The sequence below is a fragment of the Nocardia sp. NPDC051833 genome (genome assembly GCF_040681225.1).
Taxonomy (GTDB): domain Bacteria; phylum Actinomycetota; class Actinomycetes; order Mycobacteriales; family Mycobacteriaceae; genus Nocardia.
The window spans coordinates 1,520,958-1,541,228 of record NZ_JBFAYK010000001.1 but is presented as its reverse complement, the minus strand read 5'-3'; the positions used below and the strand labels follow the sequence as shown (position 1 = coordinate 1,541,228).

Annotated in this window: 17 protein-coding genes; 4 read left to right on the top strand and 13 right to left on the bottom strand. The window is 70.0% G+C overall.

From position 1 onward, the window contains the following. Positions 1-46 precede the first annotated feature (46 nt). The 4 genes from AB0L91_RS06855 to glpX all read right to left on the bottom strand — a co-directional run bounded on the left by AB0L91_RS06855 (position 47) and on the right by glpX (position 4,963). A complete protein-coding gene (locus AB0L91_RS06855) occupies positions 47-1,450 on the bottom strand; it encodes a class II fumarate hydratase (protein WP_365007804.1) in 1,404 nt (467 codons plus the stop codon). A gap of 81 nt (positions 1,451-1,531) precedes the next feature. Then, positions 1,532-1,936: a type II toxin-antitoxin system VapC family toxin gene (locus AB0L91_RS06850; RefSeq protein WP_365007802.1), complete on the bottom strand. Its 405-nt coding sequence runs from the start codon at positions 1,934-1,936 to the stop codon at positions 1,532-1,534. Next, positions 1,924-2,190 carry a type II toxin-antitoxin system prevent-host-death family antitoxin gene (locus AB0L91_RS06845; protein WP_365007800.1) on the bottom strand — a complete coding sequence of 89 codons (267 nt, stop codon included), beginning with the start codon at positions 2,188-2,190 and terminating at the stop codon, positions 1,924-1,926. The genes AB0L91_RS06850 and AB0L91_RS06845 overlap by 13 nt, the downstream gene beginning before the upstream one ends. Positions 2,191-3,919: 1,729 nt before the next feature. After that, positions 3,920-4,963 carry a class II fructose-bisphosphatase gene (gene glpX, locus AB0L91_RS06840; protein WP_019048976.1) on the bottom strand — a complete coding sequence of 348 codons (1,044 nt, stop codon included), beginning with the start codon at positions 4,961-4,963 and terminating at the stop codon, positions 3,920-3,922. 124 nt (positions 4,964-5,087) lie between these two features. Here glpX and AB0L91_RS06835 point away from each other — a divergent pair, with 124 nt between their 5' ends. Further along, positions 5,088-5,654 (top strand): DUF4245 domain-containing protein, encoded by a 567-nt coding sequence (locus tag AB0L91_RS06835; RefSeq protein WP_357343062.1) that lies wholly within the window; start codon positions 5,088-5,090, stop codon positions 5,652-5,654. A 1-nt stretch (position 5,655) separates the two neighbouring features. Here AB0L91_RS06835 and AB0L91_RS06830 read toward each other — a convergent pair whose 3' ends face one another. The 4 genes from AB0L91_RS06830 to AB0L91_RS06815 all read right to left on the bottom strand — a co-directional run bounded on the left by AB0L91_RS06830 (position 5,656) and on the right by AB0L91_RS06815 (position 9,418). Next, positions 5,656-7,092 carry an FAD-binding oxidoreductase gene (locus AB0L91_RS06830; protein WP_365007797.1) on the bottom strand — a complete coding sequence of 479 codons (1,437 nt, stop codon included), beginning with the start codon at positions 7,090-7,092 and terminating at the stop codon, positions 5,656-5,658. Between the two features lie 83 nt (positions 7,093-7,175). Then, positions 7,176-7,421: an exodeoxyribonuclease VII small subunit gene (locus tag AB0L91_RS06825; protein WP_355276494.1), complete on the bottom strand. Its 246-nt coding sequence runs from the start codon at positions 7,419-7,421 to the stop codon at positions 7,176-7,178. 2 nt (positions 7,422-7,423) lie between these two features. Further along, a complete protein-coding gene (xseA, locus tag AB0L91_RS06820; protein WP_355276492.1) occupies positions 7,424-8,725 on the bottom strand; it encodes an exodeoxyribonuclease VII large subunit in 1,302 nt (433 codons plus the stop codon). A gap of 90 nt (positions 8,726-8,815) precedes the next feature. After that, a complete protein-coding gene (locus AB0L91_RS06815; protein WP_365007795.1) occupies positions 8,816-9,418 on the bottom strand; it encodes a lipid droplet-associated protein in 603 nt (200 codons plus the stop codon). A gap of 114 nt (positions 9,419-9,532) precedes the next feature. Between AB0L91_RS06815 and AB0L91_RS06810 the strand changes: the two genes are divergently transcribed. Next, entirely contained in the window at positions 9,533-10,552 is a 1,020-nt protein-coding gene (locus AB0L91_RS06810) for a 4-hydroxy-3-methylbut-2-enyl diphosphate reductase (RefSeq protein ID WP_355276488.1), read from the top strand. Between the two features lie 62 nt (positions 10,553-10,614). On the opposite strand, the gene AB0L91_RS06805 is transcribed toward AB0L91_RS06810, so the two are convergent. Both AB0L91_RS06805 and AB0L91_RS06800 read right to left on the bottom strand, forming a co-directional pair. Continuing rightward, entirely contained in the window at positions 10,615-11,442 is an 828-nt protein-coding gene (locus AB0L91_RS06805; protein WP_365007793.1) for a DUF6542 domain-containing protein, read from the bottom strand. A 51-nt stretch (positions 11,443-11,493) separates the two neighbouring features. Continuing rightward, positions 11,494-12,642 carry a DNA recombination protein RmuC gene (locus AB0L91_RS06800; RefSeq protein ID WP_357343069.1) on the bottom strand — a complete coding sequence of 383 codons (1,149 nt, stop codon included), beginning with the start codon at positions 12,640-12,642 and terminating at the stop codon, positions 11,494-11,496. A 134-nt stretch (positions 12,643-12,776) separates the two neighbouring features. On the opposite strand from AB0L91_RS06800, the gene AB0L91_RS06795 reads away from it, so the two are divergent. Both AB0L91_RS06795 and AB0L91_RS06790 read left to right on the top strand, forming a co-directional pair. Continuing rightward, positions 12,777-13,973: an exonuclease SbcCD subunit D gene (locus AB0L91_RS06795; protein WP_365007790.1), complete on the top strand. Its 1,197-nt coding sequence runs from the start codon at positions 12,777-12,779 to the stop codon at positions 13,971-13,973. Between the two features lie 22 nt (positions 13,974-13,995). Beyond that, positions 13,996-17,439 carry an SMC family ATPase gene (locus AB0L91_RS06790; RefSeq protein ID WP_365007787.1) on the top strand — a complete coding sequence of 1,148 codons (3,444 nt, stop codon included), beginning with the start codon at positions 13,996-13,998 and terminating at the stop codon, positions 17,437-17,439. A gap of 68 nt (positions 17,440-17,507) precedes the next feature. Here the strand turns inward: AB0L91_RS06790 and AB0L91_RS06785 are convergent, their stop codons facing one another. The 3 genes from AB0L91_RS06785 to AB0L91_RS06775 form a co-directional block, all read right to left on the bottom strand. Beyond that, positions 17,508-18,149, bottom strand: a complete 642-nt coding sequence (locus tag AB0L91_RS06785; protein WP_355276478.1) for a hypothetical protein — start codon at positions 18,147-18,149, stop codon at positions 17,508-17,510. Between the two features lie 67 nt (positions 18,150-18,216). After that, complete coding sequence (locus AB0L91_RS06780) at positions 18,217-18,729, bottom strand: methylated-DNA--[protein]-cysteine S-methyltransferase (RefSeq protein ID WP_365007786.1); 513 nt, start codon at positions 18,727-18,729, stop codon at positions 18,217-18,219. Further along, positions 18,726-20,264, bottom strand: coding sequence for an Ada metal-binding domain-containing protein (locus tag AB0L91_RS06775; protein WP_365007784.1), 1,539 nt, complete (start codon positions 20,262-20,264; stop codon positions 18,726-18,728). Before AB0L91_RS06775 ends, AB0L91_RS06780 begins: the two co-directional genes overlap by 4 nt. Between the last annotated feature and the right edge of the window lie 7 nt (positions 20,265-20,271).

The following is a 20,271-nucleotide window of genomic DNA, read 5'->3' as shown; positions in this document are numbered from 1 at the left end:
TCGCGCGAACGGCCGTCACCTCGCGAGGTGACGGCCGTTCGCCGTTTCAGTCGCGGTCGACGTTGGCCATCGCCAGCACGTCGAGCTTGTTGTCGAGCTCCTCGACCGAGAGCTTGTCCGGGGTCAGGCCCCGGTCGATGACCGTCTGGCGGATCGTCTTCTTCTCGCGCAGTGCCTGTTTGGCGACAGCGGCCGCTTCCTCGTAGCCGATGGCCGAGTTGAGCGGGGTGACGATCGACGGCGACGATTCGGCCAGCGTGCGCAGATGCTCCTCGTTCGCGACCAGACCGACGACGCACTTGTCGGCGAACAGCCGAGAGACGTTGGCCAGCAGCCGAATCGACTCGAGCAGGTTGCGCGCCATCACCGGGATGTAGACATTGAGCTCGAACGCGCCGCTCGCACCGCCGAACGCGATGGCCGCGTCGTTGCCGACGACCTGCACCGCGACCTGCGTGACCGCTTCGGGCAGAACCGGATTCACCTTGCCCGGCATGATCGAGCTGCCCGGCTGCAGATCGGGCAGCTGCAGCTCGCCGAGACCGGTCAGCGGGCCCGACCCCATCCAGCGGATGTCGTTGGCGATCTTGGTCAGGCTGACCGCGATGGTGCGCAGCGCGCCGGAGGCCTCGACCAGCCCGTCGCGCGCGGCCTGCGCCTCGAAGTGGTCCTTCGCCTCGCGCAGCGCGTCGATTCCGGTGCTGCGCACCAGTTCCGCGACGACCTTCGTGCCGAAACCGGCGGGCGCGTTGAGTCCGGTGCCGACCGCGGTGCCGCCGATCGGCAGCTCGCCCAGCCGGGGCAGCGTGGCCAGCGCCCGCTCGATGCCCGCCTCGATCTGGCGGGTGTAGCCGCCGAACTCCTGCCCCAGCGTCACCGGCACCGCGTCCATCAGATGCGTGCGGCCCGACTTCACCACGGTGCGCCACTCGTCCGACTTGTCCAGCAGCGCCAGTCGCAGATGCTCCAGTGCGGGAACGAGATCGGTGATGACCGCCTCGGTCGCCGCCAGATGCGTGGCGGTGGGGAAGGTGTCGTTGGACGACTGCGACATGTTCACGTCGTCGTTGGGGTGCACGCTCACCCCGTTGCGCGCCGCGATCGAGGCGATCACCTCGTTGGCGTTCATATTGGAACTGGTGCCCGACCCGGTCTGGAACACATCGATCGGGAACTGATCATCGTGGCGCCCCTCGGCAATCTCGTTCGCCGCCGCGATGATCGCGTCAGCCTTCCCCGGATCCAGCAACCCCAAATCCTTGTTGACCTGCGCACAAGCGGCCTTCAACAGCCCCAACGCCCGGATCTGCGCCCGTTCCAACCCCCGCCCACTGATCGGAAAGTTCTCCACGGCCCGCTGCGTCTGCGCCCGCCACAACGCGTCGACCGGAACCCGAACCTCCCCCATCGTGTCGTGCTCGATGCGGTACTGCACGTCGTCATCAGCCATGACTCGACCCTAGGACGATCCCACCCCGAATGGGGTCCCCACACCCCCGCAAAATCCCACACTCCGGCGGGGAATACGCCATCACCCGACCAGGCGGACATCCACCCCGGGAAGTCCGCCGAAATCGGCGCGCTTGTCGGTAGTGACGACGATCCGCCCGGTCGCCCGCGCGGTCGCCGCGATGATCAGATCGTGCGCACCTCGGGGCGACCCCGTACCCCGGACGTAAGTCAGTAGCTCAGCATGATGCTCGGCGACCGAGTCGTCGTAAGGGATGCTCGGCACGATGGCCCGGAACTCGGTGAGGAAGGCTCGCGCGCTCGCTTGCTTGGCCGGGTTCGTCTGACCGGCCAGCCCGGTGAGGTATTCCGCGATGACAACAGCCGCGACGGCGACGTTGTCGTCATCGGCGATGACATCGGGGAGGGCGACGGTGCCACGAACGATGGCGATCAGAATGCCGGTATCGAGGATCAGTCTTCCCATGGATCACTGTCCGCGTCGGCACTCGCGTATCGGTCGATCGACTCGACCGCAGCCTCGAACTCCGCGTCCAAACCGATGTTGCCGGCCCACTGCTTTGCCAGCTTGTTCAGGCTCTTACCGTTCGCCCGCGGTGCCGGAACGAGGCGCGCCACGCACACGCCCTTACGGGTGATGACGAACTCTTCCCCCGCCTCCGCCTCGTCGAGAACCCGCGCGAACGCCCGCGCGGCCTCGGTCGCACTGATCTCCTTCATGTCATCATGGTATCAGAATCTGATAATCAGATGCCGCTCACCGTGGTGCCAGGTGCAAGGCGATGGATCGCAGCTGGACGATCTTTGACGCAATGATCGCGTCACTACGTCATCGAGGGTGCCTTGCCGACCTGACCAGGACGTCTCCGTCGTGCGGGTCCTGTCCGCGCTCCATGACGTGGCGACGGCCGGCCGAGTTCGCAGGTCGCGGTACGGGGTGATCATGCAGCAGGCCGTGACTATTCGTGACAGCCGTCAACCGCCGAGCTTAGTGGCATCGGCCCATGAGTTGGCTTCCTCCATGGGCAGCGGATCCATACAAGGGCCAGAGTCAGTCATGGCTGTTTTCATTCTGTCGGAGGAGTGACATCTTGACTACCGATTCAAATTCTTCTGAAATTGCGCCCGAAAAATGAAGGAGTCCATTGTGCGGTGGATCGAGTAGATCGCAAGTACGGCCGTAGCGAAAAATATTTGCTACTCTGAGTTCCAGGGCTATCTCGCGGCCATCCCGCAGTGTTACGCCGTATGCGGTATCTCCGATCTTAATCGTTCCTGACAGGCATCGGACAATGCACTCCGCCTGATCCGGGCGGGTAACCGTGTGCTCGACGATTTCGATGGTTCCGCTAGTTGTCATGGGCGCCTACTCTGTCGATGGCATCCTTGTTTGGAAGCAAACGAGGCGGGTGGGCGAATCTCGCCCACTCTGCTTGGGTGCAATATGTAAGCCGTTTGATACCTGTTAGCTGGGCTGTACTTATCCAGAGTTCTTAGTTGAATGCTGGGGGAGTTCCCCGGCCTCCCACAGCTGATCGAGGCGCGCAAAGAATGCATTCGAATCATCCTCCAGCTGTAGCCGCTCCGATTGTTTGAGGTCCGCGAGTGGATCATGGAGGGTAAATTCTCCCAGTAGCGGTCCAGGCCATCCTTTGAACCGGCGACAGGATGCGCACCACATATAGGTGACTTGTGTTGGACTGTTTCTCCGGGAGCTGCGGTATCGATAGTTTCTGACTTTCTTCCTGCCACAGGCAGGGCAATGGCGCTCCGAGGGGTCCATGCTTAGCTTCGATCCGGACACGAGGGCTTGGACCTGTTCGTGGTTATACTCCATCGGATAGCCTCTTGGTTAGCTCAACTCGTCGAACTCGATCAGGTCCTCGATTGCTTGGTGAACCAGCCGTATAGGTCGGGATATTCTGTTCTATCCTCGCGTCCCGGGCTGGCGAAGTAATGGATCGAACGTAACCACTTCATCTTGGTCGAAGTCTGTCGTCTGTGCGATCTCGACCGCCGCTGAGATCAGTTCTCGCAAGCGTTGAGTGTAAGTGCGACGTGGTACGGCGGGGTGTACCAAGAACATCGCCGAAGTGCCGGTGGGGGTGGTCACGGGATGTGACATGACCCGCGCACGCTCATTCGACCGACTGTTTTCGTCCATCGCGGTCTCCCGTCATAGATGCGGGTTACCGGCGAGGTGGGTGAAGATCTCTTCGAGCGTGTTCGAGCCCTGCTGGTGAGGATTCGAAGGCTGCTGACAGCTCGGTCGGAGCGCCGAACCCGGCGTAGAACGCGGCGATCTCCGAGCGCAACCGCCCGGAATCCACGTCGATGACGTTCATGTCGGTTCCCCCATCCCCTGGTACCCCTGCGAGCCACCGTAATGAACCGCGCAGGGATCGATCAAGGACGCGGGCCGCGCACCTGGGGTGCGCGGCCCGTCACATCACGGGAGGGGCGGGTTGGCGCTGTCGTCGCCGTCGAAGTCGACGGAGGAGTATTCGCGGAGCTTGGTGAGGCGGTGGTAGGCGTCGATCATGCGGACGGTGCCGGACTTGGAGCGCATGACGATCGACTGGGTGGAGGCGCCGCCGCCGAAGTAGCGGACGCCGCGCAGGAGGTCGCCGTCGGTGACGCCGGTGGCGCAGAAGAAGACGTTCTCGCCGGCGACCAGGTCGGTGGTGGACAGGACGCGGTCCAGGTCGTGGCCCGCGTCGATGGCCTTCTGGCGCTCCTCGTCGTCCTTGGGCGCGAGCATGCCCTGGAGTTCACCGCCGAGGCAGCGCAGCGCGGCGGCGGCGATGATGCCCTCGGGGGTGCCGCCGATGCCGACCAGGATGTCGACGCCGGACTCGGGGCGCGCGGCGGCGATGGCGCCGGCGACGTCACCGTCGGAGATCAGGCGGATGCGAGCGCCCGCGTCGCGGGTCTGCTGGATGATCTCGGCGTGCCGGGGGCGGTCCAGGATGCAGACCGTGAGGTCGGACACCGAGGACTTCTTGGCCTTGGCGACGCGGCGGATGTTCTCGCCGATCGGGGCGGTGATGTCGATCGAGCCTGCGGCGTCGGGGCCGACGGCGATCTTGTGCATGTAGAACACGGCCGACGGGTCGAACATGGCGCCGCGCTCGGCGACCGCGAGCACCGAGATGGCGCCGGGGGAGCCCTTCGACATCAGCGTCGTGCCGTCGATCGGGTCGACCGCGAAGTCGACCTCGGGGCCGGTGCCGTCACCGACCGCCTCGCCGTTGTACAGCATCGGCGCTTCGTCCTTCTCGCCCTCGCCGATGACGACGACGCCCTGCATGGAGACGGAGCTGACGAGCTGACGCATGGCGTCGACGGCCGCACCGTCGCCGCCTTCCTTGTCGCCGCGGCCGACCCAGCGGCCCGCTGCCATCGCGCCTGCCTCGGTGACTCGGACCAGCTCGAGTGCGAGGTTACGGTCGGGTGCCTCGCGGCGGCTGGGGGCGGGCGATGATGCCGTCATTGCGAAGTGCCTCCTTGGGCGTTGGTGTACGGGGGCAATTGTCGCATTAGGATCGGCACGCCCGTGCACGACCTGCGATGCCCCGTCGGTGGCCTGGTCAGAGCCCGAGTGGATACTGGTAGCCGTGGCCCAGCAGAAGCACCGGATCTTCAACGACTATCGCGACCTGTTCTGGTCGCTGATTCCGCTGGTGCTGATCGCCATCGTGCTGGCGGGCGCGGCGAGCCAGTGCACCGTCGCGACGAACGGCCCGACCCAAGGTCAGATCCCCCATTTCGACGCCGACGCGGCCTTGAAGTCCGATGCCAAGACCCTGCCGTTCGCGATCCGCAAGCCGGAGCTGCCGCAGGACTGGGTGTCGAACTCGGGCAGCCGCGACACGATCGTCAGCTCGGGCGGCGGCCCGGTCAGCACCGTCGGCTACCTGACTCCGCAGGGCACCTACATGCGGTATTCGCAGACCTCCGCCTCCGAGGAAGCCCTCGCCCGCCACGTGCTCGGTTCCCGCTACGCCACCGGCACCCAGGACATCGCCGGGCAGAAGTGGGTCGTCTACACCGAACCGACCGAGGAGACCGCCTGGATCACCGATCTGGGCGGCGTCCGGATCCTGATCACCGGCGCGGGCAACGAGGCCGCGTTCACCACGCTGGCGCAGGCGGTCACCACCGCGCAGCCGCTGTCGAAGTAGCTCAGCGGCCTGCCGTGTCGCTGAGCCGGTAGGTCCAGCCGGAGGTGGGCAGGGCCGTCGAGGTCGTGATGACGTCGGTGGCGAGCACGTCGTCGACCTTGCCCTGCGCGAGCAGACCGTGCGGGTCGAAGGCGCGTTTGGTCGCGATCTCCCGCGGTCCCCACGGTTTCATGCCGCCCGCGCCGAGGACCGGCGTGTGCGGATTGGCGATGGAGAGCCCGGCCCGCTGCAGGCGCTCGGTGATCGCGGCGAGCTGGGCCCGGCTCTCGTAGGCGAACACCGGTGAGCCCTGGGCGGACAGGCTGCCGTCGATCCGTTTCATCTCCACGTGCAGCGGCCCGAGGTCGGCGAACTCCCGGTGCACCCGCACGATCGACGCGTACAGGTCGGCGGGCGGGAACAGCGCCATCAACCCGGTGAGCGTCGGGTCTCGGCGCTGGTAGTGCAGCATCGAATGGCCCCAGGTGAACTCGTAGAGCGGCACGCCGTAGACGCCCTTGCCCTCGAGGCAGCGGTAGCGGATCTGCCCGCCGCACGCGTGCGCCAGATCCTCCACGTTCGGCACCGACTGCACCGCAGCCAGCACCAGCACCATCGCCGCGCCGTCGGGGATCAGCCCGGCCAGGCCGGGGAAGTACTGCGGCAGCGGGTGCGCGTGGGGTGAGACCACCTTCTTGAGCACCCCGTCGCTGGTGCCGAGGTCGACCGAGAACCGGGCGGCCTGCTCGAATTCCGGGAACGCGATCACCAGCTCGTGCCACTCCCAGGCGGGCGCGACGGGCAGCTCGACCTCGGTGATGATGCCGTTGGCGCCGTAGGCGTGGTGCACCGTGGTGACCTCGCTGCCGCGCAGCTCGACCAGGCGCGGCTGTTCCTCGACCGTCATCACCTCCAGCGCGGTGATGTTGCCCGCGTCGCGCAGGATGCCCCACTGACAGCTGCCGACCCCCGCGTGCCCACCGGCGATGTAGCCGCCGATCGTGGCCTGGTGCGCGGTGGAGGGGTGCATGCGCAGCTCCCAGCCGGACGGGCGGATCGTCGCGTCGATGTCGGCGACCACGGTGCCGGTCAGCGCGCGCACCGAGCGCGGTGGCTGTCTCGCCCGGTCACCGTGCCAGCCGACGACACCGGCGATCGCGGTGACATCGATCACCGCGCCGCCGGAGAGCGGAACACCCTGGCCGAACTGGCCGGACCCCGCGCCGCGCACCGTGATCGGAACCCGATGCCGCGCGCACGCCGCGACGGCGACGCGCAGTTCCTCCTTGGTGCGCGGGGCGATGAAGATCTCGGCATTGCGGCCGCGCAGCAGATCACGCAGGACCGGGCTCTGGGCGAACCGGTCCCGGCTCTTGGTGCGCAGCCTGCGCGTGTCGACGGAATGGTCGACCGCGCCGAGCTCGGTGCGCAGTCGGGCCAGCGCTTCGGTGCGTGACATCGCGGTGCCTCCCAGTGCCGTCGAGACGTGCGCACCAGGGTGCCCGCACCGTGTTTCGTCGCCGTAAAGGCGGCGTTGCCCGGCTACTCGCTCGCGTCGTCGGCGTGCGAGATGGCGTCTTCCACGCGCTTGCGGGCACCGGCCAGGTGCTGCTCACAGCGGGTGGCCAGGGCCTCGCCGCGCTCCCAGAGGGCGAGCGAGTCGTCGAGATCGAGACCGCCCTGCTCCAGCATCTTGACGACGTTGACGAGCTCGTCGCGGGCGCGTTCGTAGCCGAAGGCGGCGATCTCGGCGAGGGTGTCGGCGGGCTCGGTTCCGGCGTCGGGCACGGTCAGTTCCCCTTGTCGTTGGTGGGTGTCAGGCGCTGGGTGCCGAGCGCGGCGGCGGTGACGGCGCCGTCGGCGACGCGGATGCGGAGCTGGCTGCCCGCAGGGGCGTCCTCGATCGCGCGGACCACGTGCCGGTCCTTCCCCGCGACGCGCTGCACGACAGCGTAGCCACGGGCCAGCGTCGCGGCCGGGCCGACGGCGGTGAGCTTCTCGCGCAGGTGCGCCGCGGCGGTCGACTCGGTGCGCAGGGTCTGCTCGACGGTGCGCCGGGCCGCCAGCCGCAATCGCTCCACTTCGTCGTGGCGGTGCCGCAGCTCGCGCAACGGATCGGCGAGCACAGGGCGCGAGCGCAATTGGGCGATGATGTGGGTCTCGCGCTGCACCCAGCCGCGCAGCGCGGCGGCCGAGCGGGCCCGCATCTCGCGCACGCCGGCGAGCTCGGCGGCGGCATCGGGGACGATCCGCTTGGCGGCGTCGGTGGGGGTGGCGGCGCGCACGTCGGCGACGAGATCGCTCAGCGGTGCGTCGGGTTCGTGCCCGATCGCGCTGACGATCGGGGTGGTCGCGGCGGCGATGGCCCGGCACAGTGCCTCGTCGGAGAACGGCAGCAGGTCCTCGGTGCTGCCGCCGCCGCGGGCGAGCACGATCACGTCGACGGCCGGATCGCGATCGAGGGCGGCCAGCGCCTCCAGCATCTGTGGCACCGCCGTCGGGCCCTGCACCGCGGTGTTCTTGACGACGAAACGCACCGCTGGCCAGCGATTCTGGGCGACGGTCAGCACGTCGCGTTCGGCCGCGCTCGCCCGCCCGGTGATCAGCCCGACCGTGCCGGGCAGAAAGGGCAACGGCCGCTTGAGCCGTGGATCGAACAGCCCCTCCGCCGACAGCAGCGCCTTGAGCCGCTCGATCCGGGCGAGCAGTTCACCGATGCCGACCGGCCGGATCTCGGTGACCCGCAGCGACAGCGTGCCCCGTCCGGTGAAGAATTGGAGCTTGCCGTAGACGACCACCCGGCTGCCCTCGGTGAGCGGAACGGGACTGCGCCGCAACAATTCCGGATCGCAGGTCACCGACAGCGACATGTCCGCCGAGGTATCGCGCAGCACCAGGAAGGCGGTGCGGGTGCCGGGCCGCAGACTGATCTGGGTGACCTGGCCCTCCACCCACACGCTGCCGAGCCGGTCGATCCACTGCGCGACCTTCACCGCGATCGAGCGCACCGGCCACGGCTGCTCCGCGGAACTGCCCGGTGCGCCCGCGGCGGTGTCCGCCGGGGCGGAAGCGCCGGAGCCGTCCTCAGTCATACGTCAGGTATACGCGGCGCTACCGACACAAACAAAAGCGACCGCGACCGGCGCGTTGGCCCCGGTCGCGGTCGCTGCGAAGGGGGGAGGCTACTGCGCCTGGACCGTCGCGATCCGGTTGGTCAGCATGGTGACGAACGGCGCGCGGGCCCGGGTCTGCTGCTCGAAGGCCAGCAGCTGGGCCAGTTCCTCGACGGTCAGCATGCGCAGCCGGGCGCGCAGCTGGGCCAGCGTCATCGCCGGGTAGTCGTAGCGGATGGCGACCTCGGGGGCCTGCACCTCCTCGGGCTCCGGCTCGGCGGCGGGCTCCTCGGCGGCCTGCTCGGACTCGAGCAGCAGCAGCGACGCGGGCGCGGCCTTGCCGTTGGTCTGCTCGGCCGGGATCTCCTCGGTGAACAGATCGAAGCGGCTGGCATGGCCGTTGGTGGCGACGGCGGGCTCCGGGGCGACGTCCTCGTCGAAGGTGGCCCAGGCGGGCTGCTCCTGCGGGGCCGAACCCAGACGTTCGAACAGGCCGTCGCCCTTGAGCGCGAGGCTGGTGACGAACTGCTGCACGTGCATGGTGGTCTGCAGCACGCGGCTCAGCGCGGTGATCGGGAAGTTGACCGCGGCGACGGGCAGCCGCCGGGTCTCTTCTAAGGCGTAGACGGCGGCACCGGCGGCGACCCGGGCCAGGTACGGAGGACGGAACATGGTCCCAGCCTGCCGCAAACCGCCTGTGATGCAAAGGTCCAGACCACCCCGATGTGACTTTCGCCCCTCGATCCGCCCTGATCCCGCCCGCGCGGCGCACGTAAGCTGTGGACTATGACCTCGGCAATTCCCTTGAACGTCGGTATCGCGCGCTCCGCGGGCGCGTCCGCTGCCGGTGGCAAGCGCGTGCTGCTGGCCGAGCCGCGCGGCTACTGCGCAGGCGTCGACCGCGCCGTCGAGACCGTGGAGAAGGCGCTGGAGAAGCACGGCGCCCCGATCTACGTCCGCAAGGAGATCGTGCACAACCGGCACGTGGTGGAGACGCTACGTGAGCGCGGTGTCGTGTTCGTCGACGAGACCGACGAGGTGCCCGAGGGCGCGCTGGTCGTGTTCTCCGCCCACGGCGTGGCGCCGATCGTGCACGAGACCGCCGCCGAGCGGAACCTGCGCACCATCGACGCGACCTGTCCACTGGTCACCAAGGTGCACCAGGAAGCCAAGCGCTTCGCCCGCGACGACTACGACATCCTGCTGATCGGTCACGAGGGCCACGAGGAAGTCGAGGGCACCGCCGGTGAGGCGCCCGAGCACGTCCAGCTGGTCGACGGCCCCGACTCGGTGGACAAGGTCACCGTGCGTGATCCGTCGAAGGTGATCTGGCTGTCGCAGACCACGCTGTCGGTCGACGAGACCATGGAGACGGTGCAGCGGCTGCGCGAGCGGTTCCCGACGCTGCAGGATCCGCCCAGCGACGACATCTGCTACGCCACCTCCAATCGGCAGACCGCGGTGAAGGCGATGGCGCCCGAATGCGATCTGGTGATCGTGGTCGGCTCGCGCAACTCCTCCAACTCGGTGCGGCTGGTCGAGGTCGCCCTCGGCGCGGGCGCGCGGGCCGCGTACCTGGTCGACTACGCCCGCGAGGTCGACCTCGCCTGGCTCGACGGGGTGCGCACGATCGGTATCACCTCGGGCGCGTCGGTGCCGGAGATCCTGGTGACCGGTGTGCTCGACCTGCTCGCCGAGCACGGCTTCGGCGAGGTGCAGCCGGTGACAACGGCCAACGAGACCCTGGTGTTCTCGCTGCCGCGTGAGCTGCGCGCCGCGCGCCGCGACGCGCCGGCCCAGGGCTGACACAGGACCGACGTAAACAAGGAATCCCCCGTCGCGAGTTCGCGGCGGGGGATTCCTTGTTCTCACACGTTGTCGGGCCTGCGCCGTTCGGTGCGACCGGTGTCGGCGCGATCGCGGTAGCGCACCGTCGGCTGGGGATGCGGCTGCGGGTCGGGCCTGCGGCGCGGGGTCCGCGCGGCGTCGGCCTCGCGCGGGGCGGCGTTGCGGGCGGCGCGCGGCTCCCTGGTCCTGGCCGCGGCGGGCGCGCGCTTGGGATCGGTCGCGCGCGGTGCGCGGCGGGCCGGGCTGGCCATGTCGACCTCGGTGGCCGGGTCGTCCAGGACGGCGGTGGCGCGGCGGGCGCGCTGGCGGCCGGTGTCGCCCGCGGCCTCGGGACGGCGGCGTTTGACCGGCTTGCGCTCGGTCTTGCGTTCGGTCCGGCGTTCGGCGGAAAGCGGGCGGGCGGTGGCGGGGGTGCGCTTGGCGATCGCGATCCGGGCACCGCCGATGGCGAGGACGAGGACCGTGGCCAGCATCATCGTCGGGAAGCGCTCCACCAGCGGGATGACGAGGTTCATCAGCACGTCTTTGATGGAGGTGGTGGCGCGCCCACCCAGCAGCTGGCAGGCCACCGGCACCGCGACGAACAGCAGCAGCGGCGGCATGACCATGGTGGAGAACAGCCCGCGGAACCGCACGGCGCACACGGCCAGCACGCAGCCCAGCACATACAGCGCCGAGAAGGTGCCCGTCGGGTAGGTCTCGCCCCCGATCGCGTCGATCGCGAACCCCACCATCGTCATGCCCGCGGCGAGCAGAATCGCGCCCCAGGCGGGGATGCCGGGCACCGAGGGCAGGATCGAACGTTGCGGCGCGGGCACCCGGGGTCGCGCACGTTGGGAAGCAGCCACACCATGACACTAACCGCACAACGCGCCGTCAGGCGCTGCGGCACGGGGATCTCAGCGACGATCCTCGGCCTCGGCGAAGGCCACGGCCCGCGGTCTGGCCTCGGTCAACCGGATTGCCGGCAGCTCCTGATCGGCGATCCCGAGATCGTGCATCCGGCGCGCGGTGACCAGCACCCGTGACTCGACCGAGCCGACGGTGGCGTTGAAAGCCGCAACTGCCTTACCGAGATTCACCCCGAGATTGTCCAGGTGGTCGGCCACTTTGCCGACCCGGGTGTAGAGCTCCTTGCCCAATTGCTGCACCGTTGCCATATCGCGGGACAGCGCTTCCTGGCGCCAGCTGAACGCGACCGTCCGCAGCAGCGCGATGAGCGTCGTGGGGGTTGCCAGGATCACGTTCCGCCCGAACGCGTACTCCAGCAGCCCCGCGTCGGTGGTGAGCGCGGCGTCGAGGAACGGATCGCCCGGCACGAACAGGACGACGAACTCCGGCGCCGGATCGAACGCCGCCCAGTACGCCTTGTCCGCCAGCTGGTCGACGTGGGCGCGCAGATGCTTGGCGTGCCGGGCCAGCAGCTGGTCGCGGGCGGTGGGGTCGTCGGTGGTCGCGGCGTCGAGGTAGGCGGTGAAGGGGACCTTCGCGTCGACGACGATGTGCCTGCCGCCCGCCAGCCGGACAACCAGATCCGGCCGCACCCCGCCGCGATCGCCGCCGCCGGCCCGGTGCACCTGGGTATCGAAATCGCAGTGCCTGGTCATGCCCGCCAGCTCGACGACCCGCTCCAGCTGGATCTCCCCCCAGCGGCCGCGAACCTGCGGCGCGCGCAGCGCCGCGACCAGCTGCCCGGTCTGGTCGGAGAGCCGGTGCGAGGTGCGCTGCATTCCGGCGACCTGCTCCCGCAGCCCCGAGTAGGCGTCGATCCGGTGGTGCTCGACCTGGCGGATCTGCTGCTCGAGTGCGCCGACGGCATCGCGCAGCGGATCGACCATCGCGCCGATCGCGGCCGAATGCCTGCGCGCCGCATCCTCGTTCGCCGCGTGCAGCGATTGCTGCAGCAACCGTTGATTGTCCCCGGCCGCCGCCAGCCTGGCCTCCGCCGCGGCGGCGCGTTGCCCGCCCCGGGCGGAATGCCCCAACCAGCCGAGACCGAACCCGGCAGCGAATACCAAGACGAGCGCGACGAGCATCGAGGCGGTCATAGCGGCGATAGTGCCGGAAGCCACCGACAAACTCGCAATCACCGGGCAACCCGGGCGTGGTGACGCGCCGGTGCGGGACACCCGAGGGGTGCGTCGATTGAATTCTGTCGGGGGTGTGGCCTAAGTTTCGCGGCATGCGGATCCTGCACACCTCCGACTGGCACATCGGGCGCACCTTCCACGGTGTCGACCTGTTAGCCGATCAGGCGGCGGTGCTGGCGTCGATCGCGGACCTGGTCGCGGCGGAGTCCGTCGACGTGGTCGTCGTTCCGGGTGACGTCTACGACCGGTCCATCCCGAACGCCGACGCGATCGCGGTCTGCAACCGCGGGTTCGAGGCGATCCGGGCCGCGGGCGCGGTGATCGTCGCGACCTCGGGCAATCACGATTCGCCCGCCCGCCTCGGCGCGGGCGCCAGCTTCGCGGCGGCGGGCGGGCTGCACCTGTGCACCCGGGTCGCCGACGCCGACCGGCCGGTACTGCTCGCCGACAGTCACGGCGAGGTGGCCTTCTACGGGATCCCGTATCTGGAGCCGGAGATCACCCGCGCCGAACTCGGTGTGCCGCAGGCCCGCTCGCACGCGGAGATCCTCGACGCCGCGATGGGCCGCATCCGCGCCGATCTCGCCGGTCGGCCGGGCACGCGCACCGTGGTGCTCGCGCACGCGTTCGTCGTCGGCGGGGAGGCGACGGGGTCGGAGCGATCGATCTCGGTGGGCGGGGTCGAGACGGTGTCGATGTCGGCGTTCGACGGAATCGACTATGTGGCGCTGGGACACCTGCATTCGCCGCAGACCCTGTCGGAGTCGGTGCGCTACAGTGGTTCTCCGCTACCGTACTCGTTCGCCGAGAATTCCCACCGCAAGGCGGTCTGGATCGTCGACCTCGACGCCGCCGGACTGGCCGCGGTGCGCCGCCACGACCTACCGCTGGTGCGCGGGCTCAGCAAGCTCACCGGCACCCTCGACGAGCTGCTCACCGATGCCGGATTCGCCGACGCCGAGCCGCATTACGTCTCCGCGACGCTCACCGACAGCACCCGCCCGGTCGACCCGATGCGTAAGCTGCGCGAGCGCTTCCCGCACGCGGTGCACGTGGAATGGGCACGCCCCGAGGGCAATCCGGAGCTGCGCTACCGCGAGCGGGTGCACGGCCGCCGCGATGTCGAGGTCGCGGCGAGTTTCCTGACCGATGTGCGCGGTGCGCCGACCGGAGGCGAGATGCGATGGGTGGAGCGTGCGCTGGCCGCCGCCGTGCGTGAACCCGATGCGGGTCGCGCCGAAACCCGTCGCGCTGCGGACGAATTCGAGGCCATGGACGTGACCGCGTGAGGGCTGCGCTGGGCGGTGCCGCGTGAGGCTGCATCGACTGGAGATGGTCGCGTTCGGTCCCTTCGCCGAGTCCACCGTCGTGGATTTCGACGTGCTCGGCGCGGATGGTCTGTTCCTGCTGCACGGGCACACCGGCGCGGGCAAGACCAGCATCCTCGACGCCATCGCCTTCGCGCTGTACGGGCGGGTGCCCGGTGCGCGCGGGGAGGGCAAGCGGCTGCATTCCGATCACGCCGACCCGCAGACGAGGCCGAAGGTCACCCTCGAGGCCACCCTCGGCGGTCGTCGGCTGCGACTCACCCGTAGCCCGGCGTTCGAGCGGCCGAGCAGCCGCGACAGCACCCGGTTCACCGAGGTGCAGGCCAAGGGCACGCTGGAATGGCTGGACGGGTCGGGCGAGAATCTGTCCAGGCTCACCGATATCGGCGACGAGGTCGTGCGTCTGCTCGGCATGAGCGCCGACCAGTTCTTCCAGGTCGTGCTGTTGCCCCAGGGCGATTTCGCGAAGTTCCTGCGCGCCGAGAACGAGGATCGCGAGAAGCTGCTCGAAAAGCTCTTCGACACCCAGCGATTCGGTACCGCCGAGACGTGGCTGGCGGACCGCCGTCGCGCCGCCGAGGCCGACCTCACCGCCCGCACCCAGGGCATCGATCGACTGATCACCAAGGTCGGTATGGCCGCGGGCTATGGCGGCGCGGAATCGGTCGGCCTGCCCGACGCGGTGACCTGGTCCCAGGATCTGCTCGCCACCGCGCGCACCGACCTGGCCGAGGCGAACACGAACGCCGAACTCCGCCAGCAGGAGTCGGGCGCGGCCCGCGCCGAGGCCGAGGAGCAGCGCCGCGTCGCCGGGTTGCACGCCCGGATGGCGGCGGCCCGCGCGGAACTGGCCGCGTACACCGCCGACGCCCCGCGCCGGGCCGAGCTGGAACGTGAACTCGAGCAGGCTCGCCGGGCCGAGCCGGTGGTGCACGCCATCGACGAGGCGCGGTCGGCGGTGCGCGCGTTGCGCCGCGCGGAGGCGTCGACCCGGTCGGTCGCCGGTGAACTGGCCGTCCAGTTGGGTGCCGAGGCGGCCGCCGATATCGCGGGGCTGGATCTGCTGACGGTGGTCTTCGACGACGCTGATCCGTCGGCCCGGACGCCGGTCGAGCGAGTGGATTCCACCGGTGGACAAGGTGATACGCGACGCGTCGGCGGCGTGCGGTCTGACGGCGGGTCGCCCGGACCAGGTAGTGAACAGGGCACCCGGGTGGGCAGCCCCTCCGGTCCAGATGGCGTGCGGCCGGAGGATCTCGGCCGCGTTCGCGATGTCGAGGGCGATCTCGACGCCGCGGTGAGCCAGTGGAACGCCCAGCTCGGTGTGCTCGGTGAGGTGCGGGCCGACGCCGAGACCGCACGTCAGCTCGCCGTGGATCTCACCGCGCACGAGGCCGAGGTGACGCGCCTGACCGCGCGCGCCGGCGAACTCGCGCAGCGCCGTACCGAATTGCCCGTCGTGCTCGCGGGAGCGGGGGAGCAGCTGCGCGAGGCCACCGATGCCGCCGCCGCGCTGCCCGGACTGCGGACCGAGCTCGGTAAGTGGCAGGAATCCGCGGCGGCCGCCGTCGAATTGGCCAAGCAGCGGCCTGCGCTGGACCGGGCACAGACTGAGTTCGACGCGGCGCGGGGGACTTATCTCGACGCTCGGGAACGGGTGCTCGATCTGCGCACGCGCCGATTGGCGGGCATGGCCGCCGAACTCGCCGGCGCATTGTCGGTCGGCGCACCGTGCGCGGTGTGCGGGTCCGCCGAGCATCCCGACCCCGCTCGCCCCACCGACGACGCGGTATCCAAGGACGCCGAGGACGCCGCCACCGCGGCCGAGCAGGCGGCCGAAGCCGCACGCGACCGGATCGCCGAGCGCATCGGCGTCATCGAACGCGAGATCGAGGCGCTGACCGCGCGCGGCGGCGACGCCGACCCGGTCACCCTGGCCGATGCCGTGCGCACCGCCACCCACCGCTTCGACGACGCCGCCGACAGCGCCGCCCGCGTCACCACCCTCACCACCCGCCTCGACACCCTGCGCGCCGAGGAAACCACCCTGCACGAGCAGTCCCGCGACCTCACCACCCGCCTCGGCACCGCCACCGCGACCATCACCGCCACCCGCACCCGCCTCGACGAACTCACCCTCCGCCTGCGCACCGCCGCCGGCGCCGACGACTCGGTCGACGCCCGCACCACCCGCCTCGAATCCCTCATCACCGCCGCCACCACCCTCCGCACCGCCCGCACCGAGGAATCCGCCGCCCGCGACACCGTCCGCCACATCGCCACCCGCGTCGAAAACCTCGCCCAGGCAGCCGGTTTCGTTCCCGAGGGCTACGAACGGATCACCACTGCTCCAGCCGCCGTACCGGATGAGGCGACGGGCGATGGCAGCGATGGCGAGTCAGCCGACAGCGTGGACGAACCGCGTGCCCAGCGAGCCGCGCGCCCAGCGAGCCGCGCGCCCGAGATGCCCACGCTGTTCGACCTTTTCGACGACGAGCCGGTCGAGGACGAACCGGAACCGGAGCCCGAACCGGCGCCGCGGCGCGACGATATCGCCCTGCTCACGGCGTACGCCCAGCTCGTCACCGTGCTCGCCCGGACCGCGGCCCAGCAGTCGGCGATCGAATCCGAGCTCACCGCTGCCGACCGGGCCCGTGCCCACGCCGACGCGGTCCTCGCCGAACCGCAGATCCAGGCGGTGGCCGAGCAGGTGCCTGCCGATCTGGCCGCGCTGGAACAGCGTTTCGCCGATGCCCAGACCGCGTTCACCGCGGCGGTGGCTACCCAGTCGGCCGCCGCCGAGCGGGTCGCGCAGCTGGAGCAGCTGGGGACCCAGCTGTGGGGTGAGGTCGAGCGGATCGCGCCGAGGCAGCGTGATTTCGACGAGCTGGCCACGCTGGCCGACGTGGTCGCGGGGCGTGGCGAGAACAATCGCCGGATGTCGTTGCGCTCGTACGTGCTCGCCGCGCGCCTCGAGGAGGTCGCGGTCGCCGGTTCGCTGCGGCTGCGCCGGATGTCCGGCGGCCGCTACGAATTCGTGCACTCCGACAAGGCGGGTCCGCGTGGCCGACGCGGTGGCCTCGGCCTCGATGTCCGCGACGACTACACCGGCGCGGTCCGCTCCGCGAAGACCCTCTCCGGCGGTGAGACCTTCATGGCCTCACTGGCTTTGGCGCTCGGCCTGGCGGACGTGGTCGCCGCCGAAGCGGGCGGCCTGGTGCTCGACACCCTGTTCATCGACGAGGGCTTCGGCAGTCTCGACGCCGACACCCTCGACGCGGTCATGGGCGTCCTGGACGAACTGCGGGCGGGCGGCCGCGTGGTCGGCGTGGTCAGCCACGTCGACGAGATGCGCCAGCGGATTCCCAGCCGACTGCACGTCCTACGCGGCCGGACGGGCTCGCAGCTCCAAGCAACTGTCGCCTGACGACGGGGCCGGGTTTCTCCTCGGTCTGTCGTCGCTCAGGGAGTAGCTCCGGCCCGGAGCCCCGCAGATCAGGCCGTCGGTTCGGGCACCGGATCGGCCCGAACCGCACCCCCGGATTTCGGCGCGAACCCCGGCAACCACCCGTCGACATACGGGATCATCAGCTGGATCAGCGGCCCGATGCCGAAGGCATAGACCAGCGTGCCGATGCCGACGCTGCCTCCGAGCAGCCAGCCGGTGATCAGCACCGTCGCCTCGATGCCGGTGCGCACCGACCACACCGGCCACCCGGTCCGGGCGACCAGTCCAGTCATCAGTCCATCACGGGGTCCTGGACCCATCCCCGCGCCGATGTAGAGCACGGTCGCCGCGGCGTTGACGACGACGGCGAGCACCATCGCCGCCACCCGCACCCACAGCGCGTCGGCGGCGGGGATCAGCCACAGCCCGACGTCCACCGAGACCCCGATCACGATCACATTGCTGACCGTGCCCAGACCCGGCTTCTGCCGGAGCGGAATCCACGCGAGCAGCACGACGACACCGGTCACCGCGGTGACGGCGCCGAAACTCAGCGGCACGTGCGCGGCGACGCCCTGGTGGAAGACGTCCCACGGATCGAGCCCGAGCCCGGCCCGGATCATCACCGCCATCGACGTCCCGTACAACCACAGACCGGTGTAGAGCGCGATCAGGCGACGAGTGAGCATGGGTATCAGCATCCGGGCCGACTGGACCTCATGAAAGAGCCAATCGTGAGTTACTGGCCTTACTATCTCAGGCCTCGTGCGCGAGCAACCACCGCTTGGCGTCGAGTCCCCAGCGGAATCCACCCAGCGCACCGCCGATCCGCAGCACCCGATGACACGGCACGAACAGCGCCGCGGCATTGCGCGCGCACGCGTTCGCGGCAGCCCTGGTCGCCGCAGGCCGACCGGACAGCCCGGCGAACTCGGTGTAGGTGACCGGCTCGCCCGCGGGCACCTTGCGCAGCACTTCCCACGCGTGGGTGAGGAACTCGCCGGAGCGCTGGCGCACGGTGATCGCGTCGATCGCGGTGAGCTCGCCGGCGTGGTAGGCGGTCACCGCCCGGGTGACCTCGCCGAGCGCGTCCCGCTGCCGCAGCTCGGCCGGACGTAGCGTGGCGTGGATGACGCTGGTGAGCTCGGCCGGGTCGGCGGTCCAGCCCGAGGCGAGGACCGCGCCGTCGGCGTCGACGATGGCGGTGAACGGTCCGATCGGGGTGGCGACGGTGGCGACGTCGGCGCGTCGAATGCTGGTGTCGGTCATGATGCTTCGCTTCCGTTGACGGGGCGGGAAGGGCGGGGCGCGGCGATGACGCCGCGATGTTCGAGTGCCGTCTTCCACAGGTGCATGGACAGGTAGGAGCGCCACGGCGCCCAGCGGGTGGTGTGGTCGAGGTCGACGCCGGCCAGCGTCGCGCCCTGGCGGACGACCAGGTCGGTGCCGAGCAGGATGTCCGGATCGGCGAGCAGGCGCATGGTGACGTAGTCGGCCGTCCACGGCCCGACCCCGGCCAGCGCGAGCAGGTCGCGGCGCAGTTCGGCGGCCGTGCGGCCGGAGTGCAGGACCAGCTCGCCCTCGGCGATCGCCCTTGCCGCCGCCACGACGGCCGACACCCGGCGGGCCGGTCCGGTGAGCACCTCCGCGCCGCGCTCGGCGACCACGTCGGGGGTGGGGAACAGCCGGGGCGCCGGGCCGTCGATCCGATCGCCGAGGGCGCCGACCAGGCGCGCGGTGTGGGTCGCCGCCGCCTGGACCGAGATCTGCTGACCGATCATGGTGCGCAGCAACAACTCCGGGCCGTCGAGGCAGCCGGGCACGCGAATGCCCGGTCCGAACCCGTGGCCGGGAACCGCCGTCACGACGGGAAGTCCGTTGTCCGGGACGGCGAGGCCGAGACCCTCGTCGATGCCCTGCGGATCGGCGTCCAGGTCGAGCAGGTGCCGCACGCGCGCCACCGTCGGCGCCAGGTCGCGCATGTCGCGCAGCGCCAGTTCGGCGCGCACGTGGCCGGGCTGGAACGACAGCCGGACGGTGGCGTGCCCGTGCGGAGTTCGCAGCCCGCGGGTGTAGACGCCGTCCTCCCACAGCTCCATGCCGGGCACGGTGTGCGCGGACAGGAACCACGCCAGCCACCCGGTGTCGAGCGGCTCCCGGTACGGCAGGCGCAGCGTGAGCAGGCCCGGCGCGGCGGGTGCGACGGCATCGGAGCGCGGTGAGCGCCGTGACTCCGTGCGCATGGTCGTCGGGCTGACCGCGAACACCTCGCGCACGGTGTCGTTGAACTGGCGGATGCTGGCGAACCCGGCCGCGAAGGCGATGTCGGACATCGGCATCTCGGTGGTCTGGATCAGCAGCCGCGCGGTGTGCGCGCGATGCGCCCTGGCCAGGGCCAGCGGTCCGGCGCCGAGTTCGGTGGTGAGTACCCGGGTGAGCTGTCGCTGGGAGTAGCCGAGGGTCGAGGCGAGCGCGGGCACGCCGCCGCGTTCGATCACCCCGTCCCCGATCAGCCGCATGGCCCGCGCGGCCAGATCGGCCCGGACATTCCACAGCGGCGAGCCCGGCGCGGCATCGGGTAGGCACCGTCGGCAGGCGCGATACCCGGCCTGCTGCGCCGCCGCGGCGGTGGGCAGGAAGGAGACATTGGCCCGCTTGGGCGTGATCGCGGGGCAGGAGGGCCTGCAGTAGATACCGGTCGTGCGCACCGCGGTGAAGAACTGCCCGTCGAAGCGGGAGTCCCGGGTCGAGACCGCCCGGTAGCAGCGCTCGAAGTCCAAAGCCGTGATCGTCACGGGTTCCACAATGCCC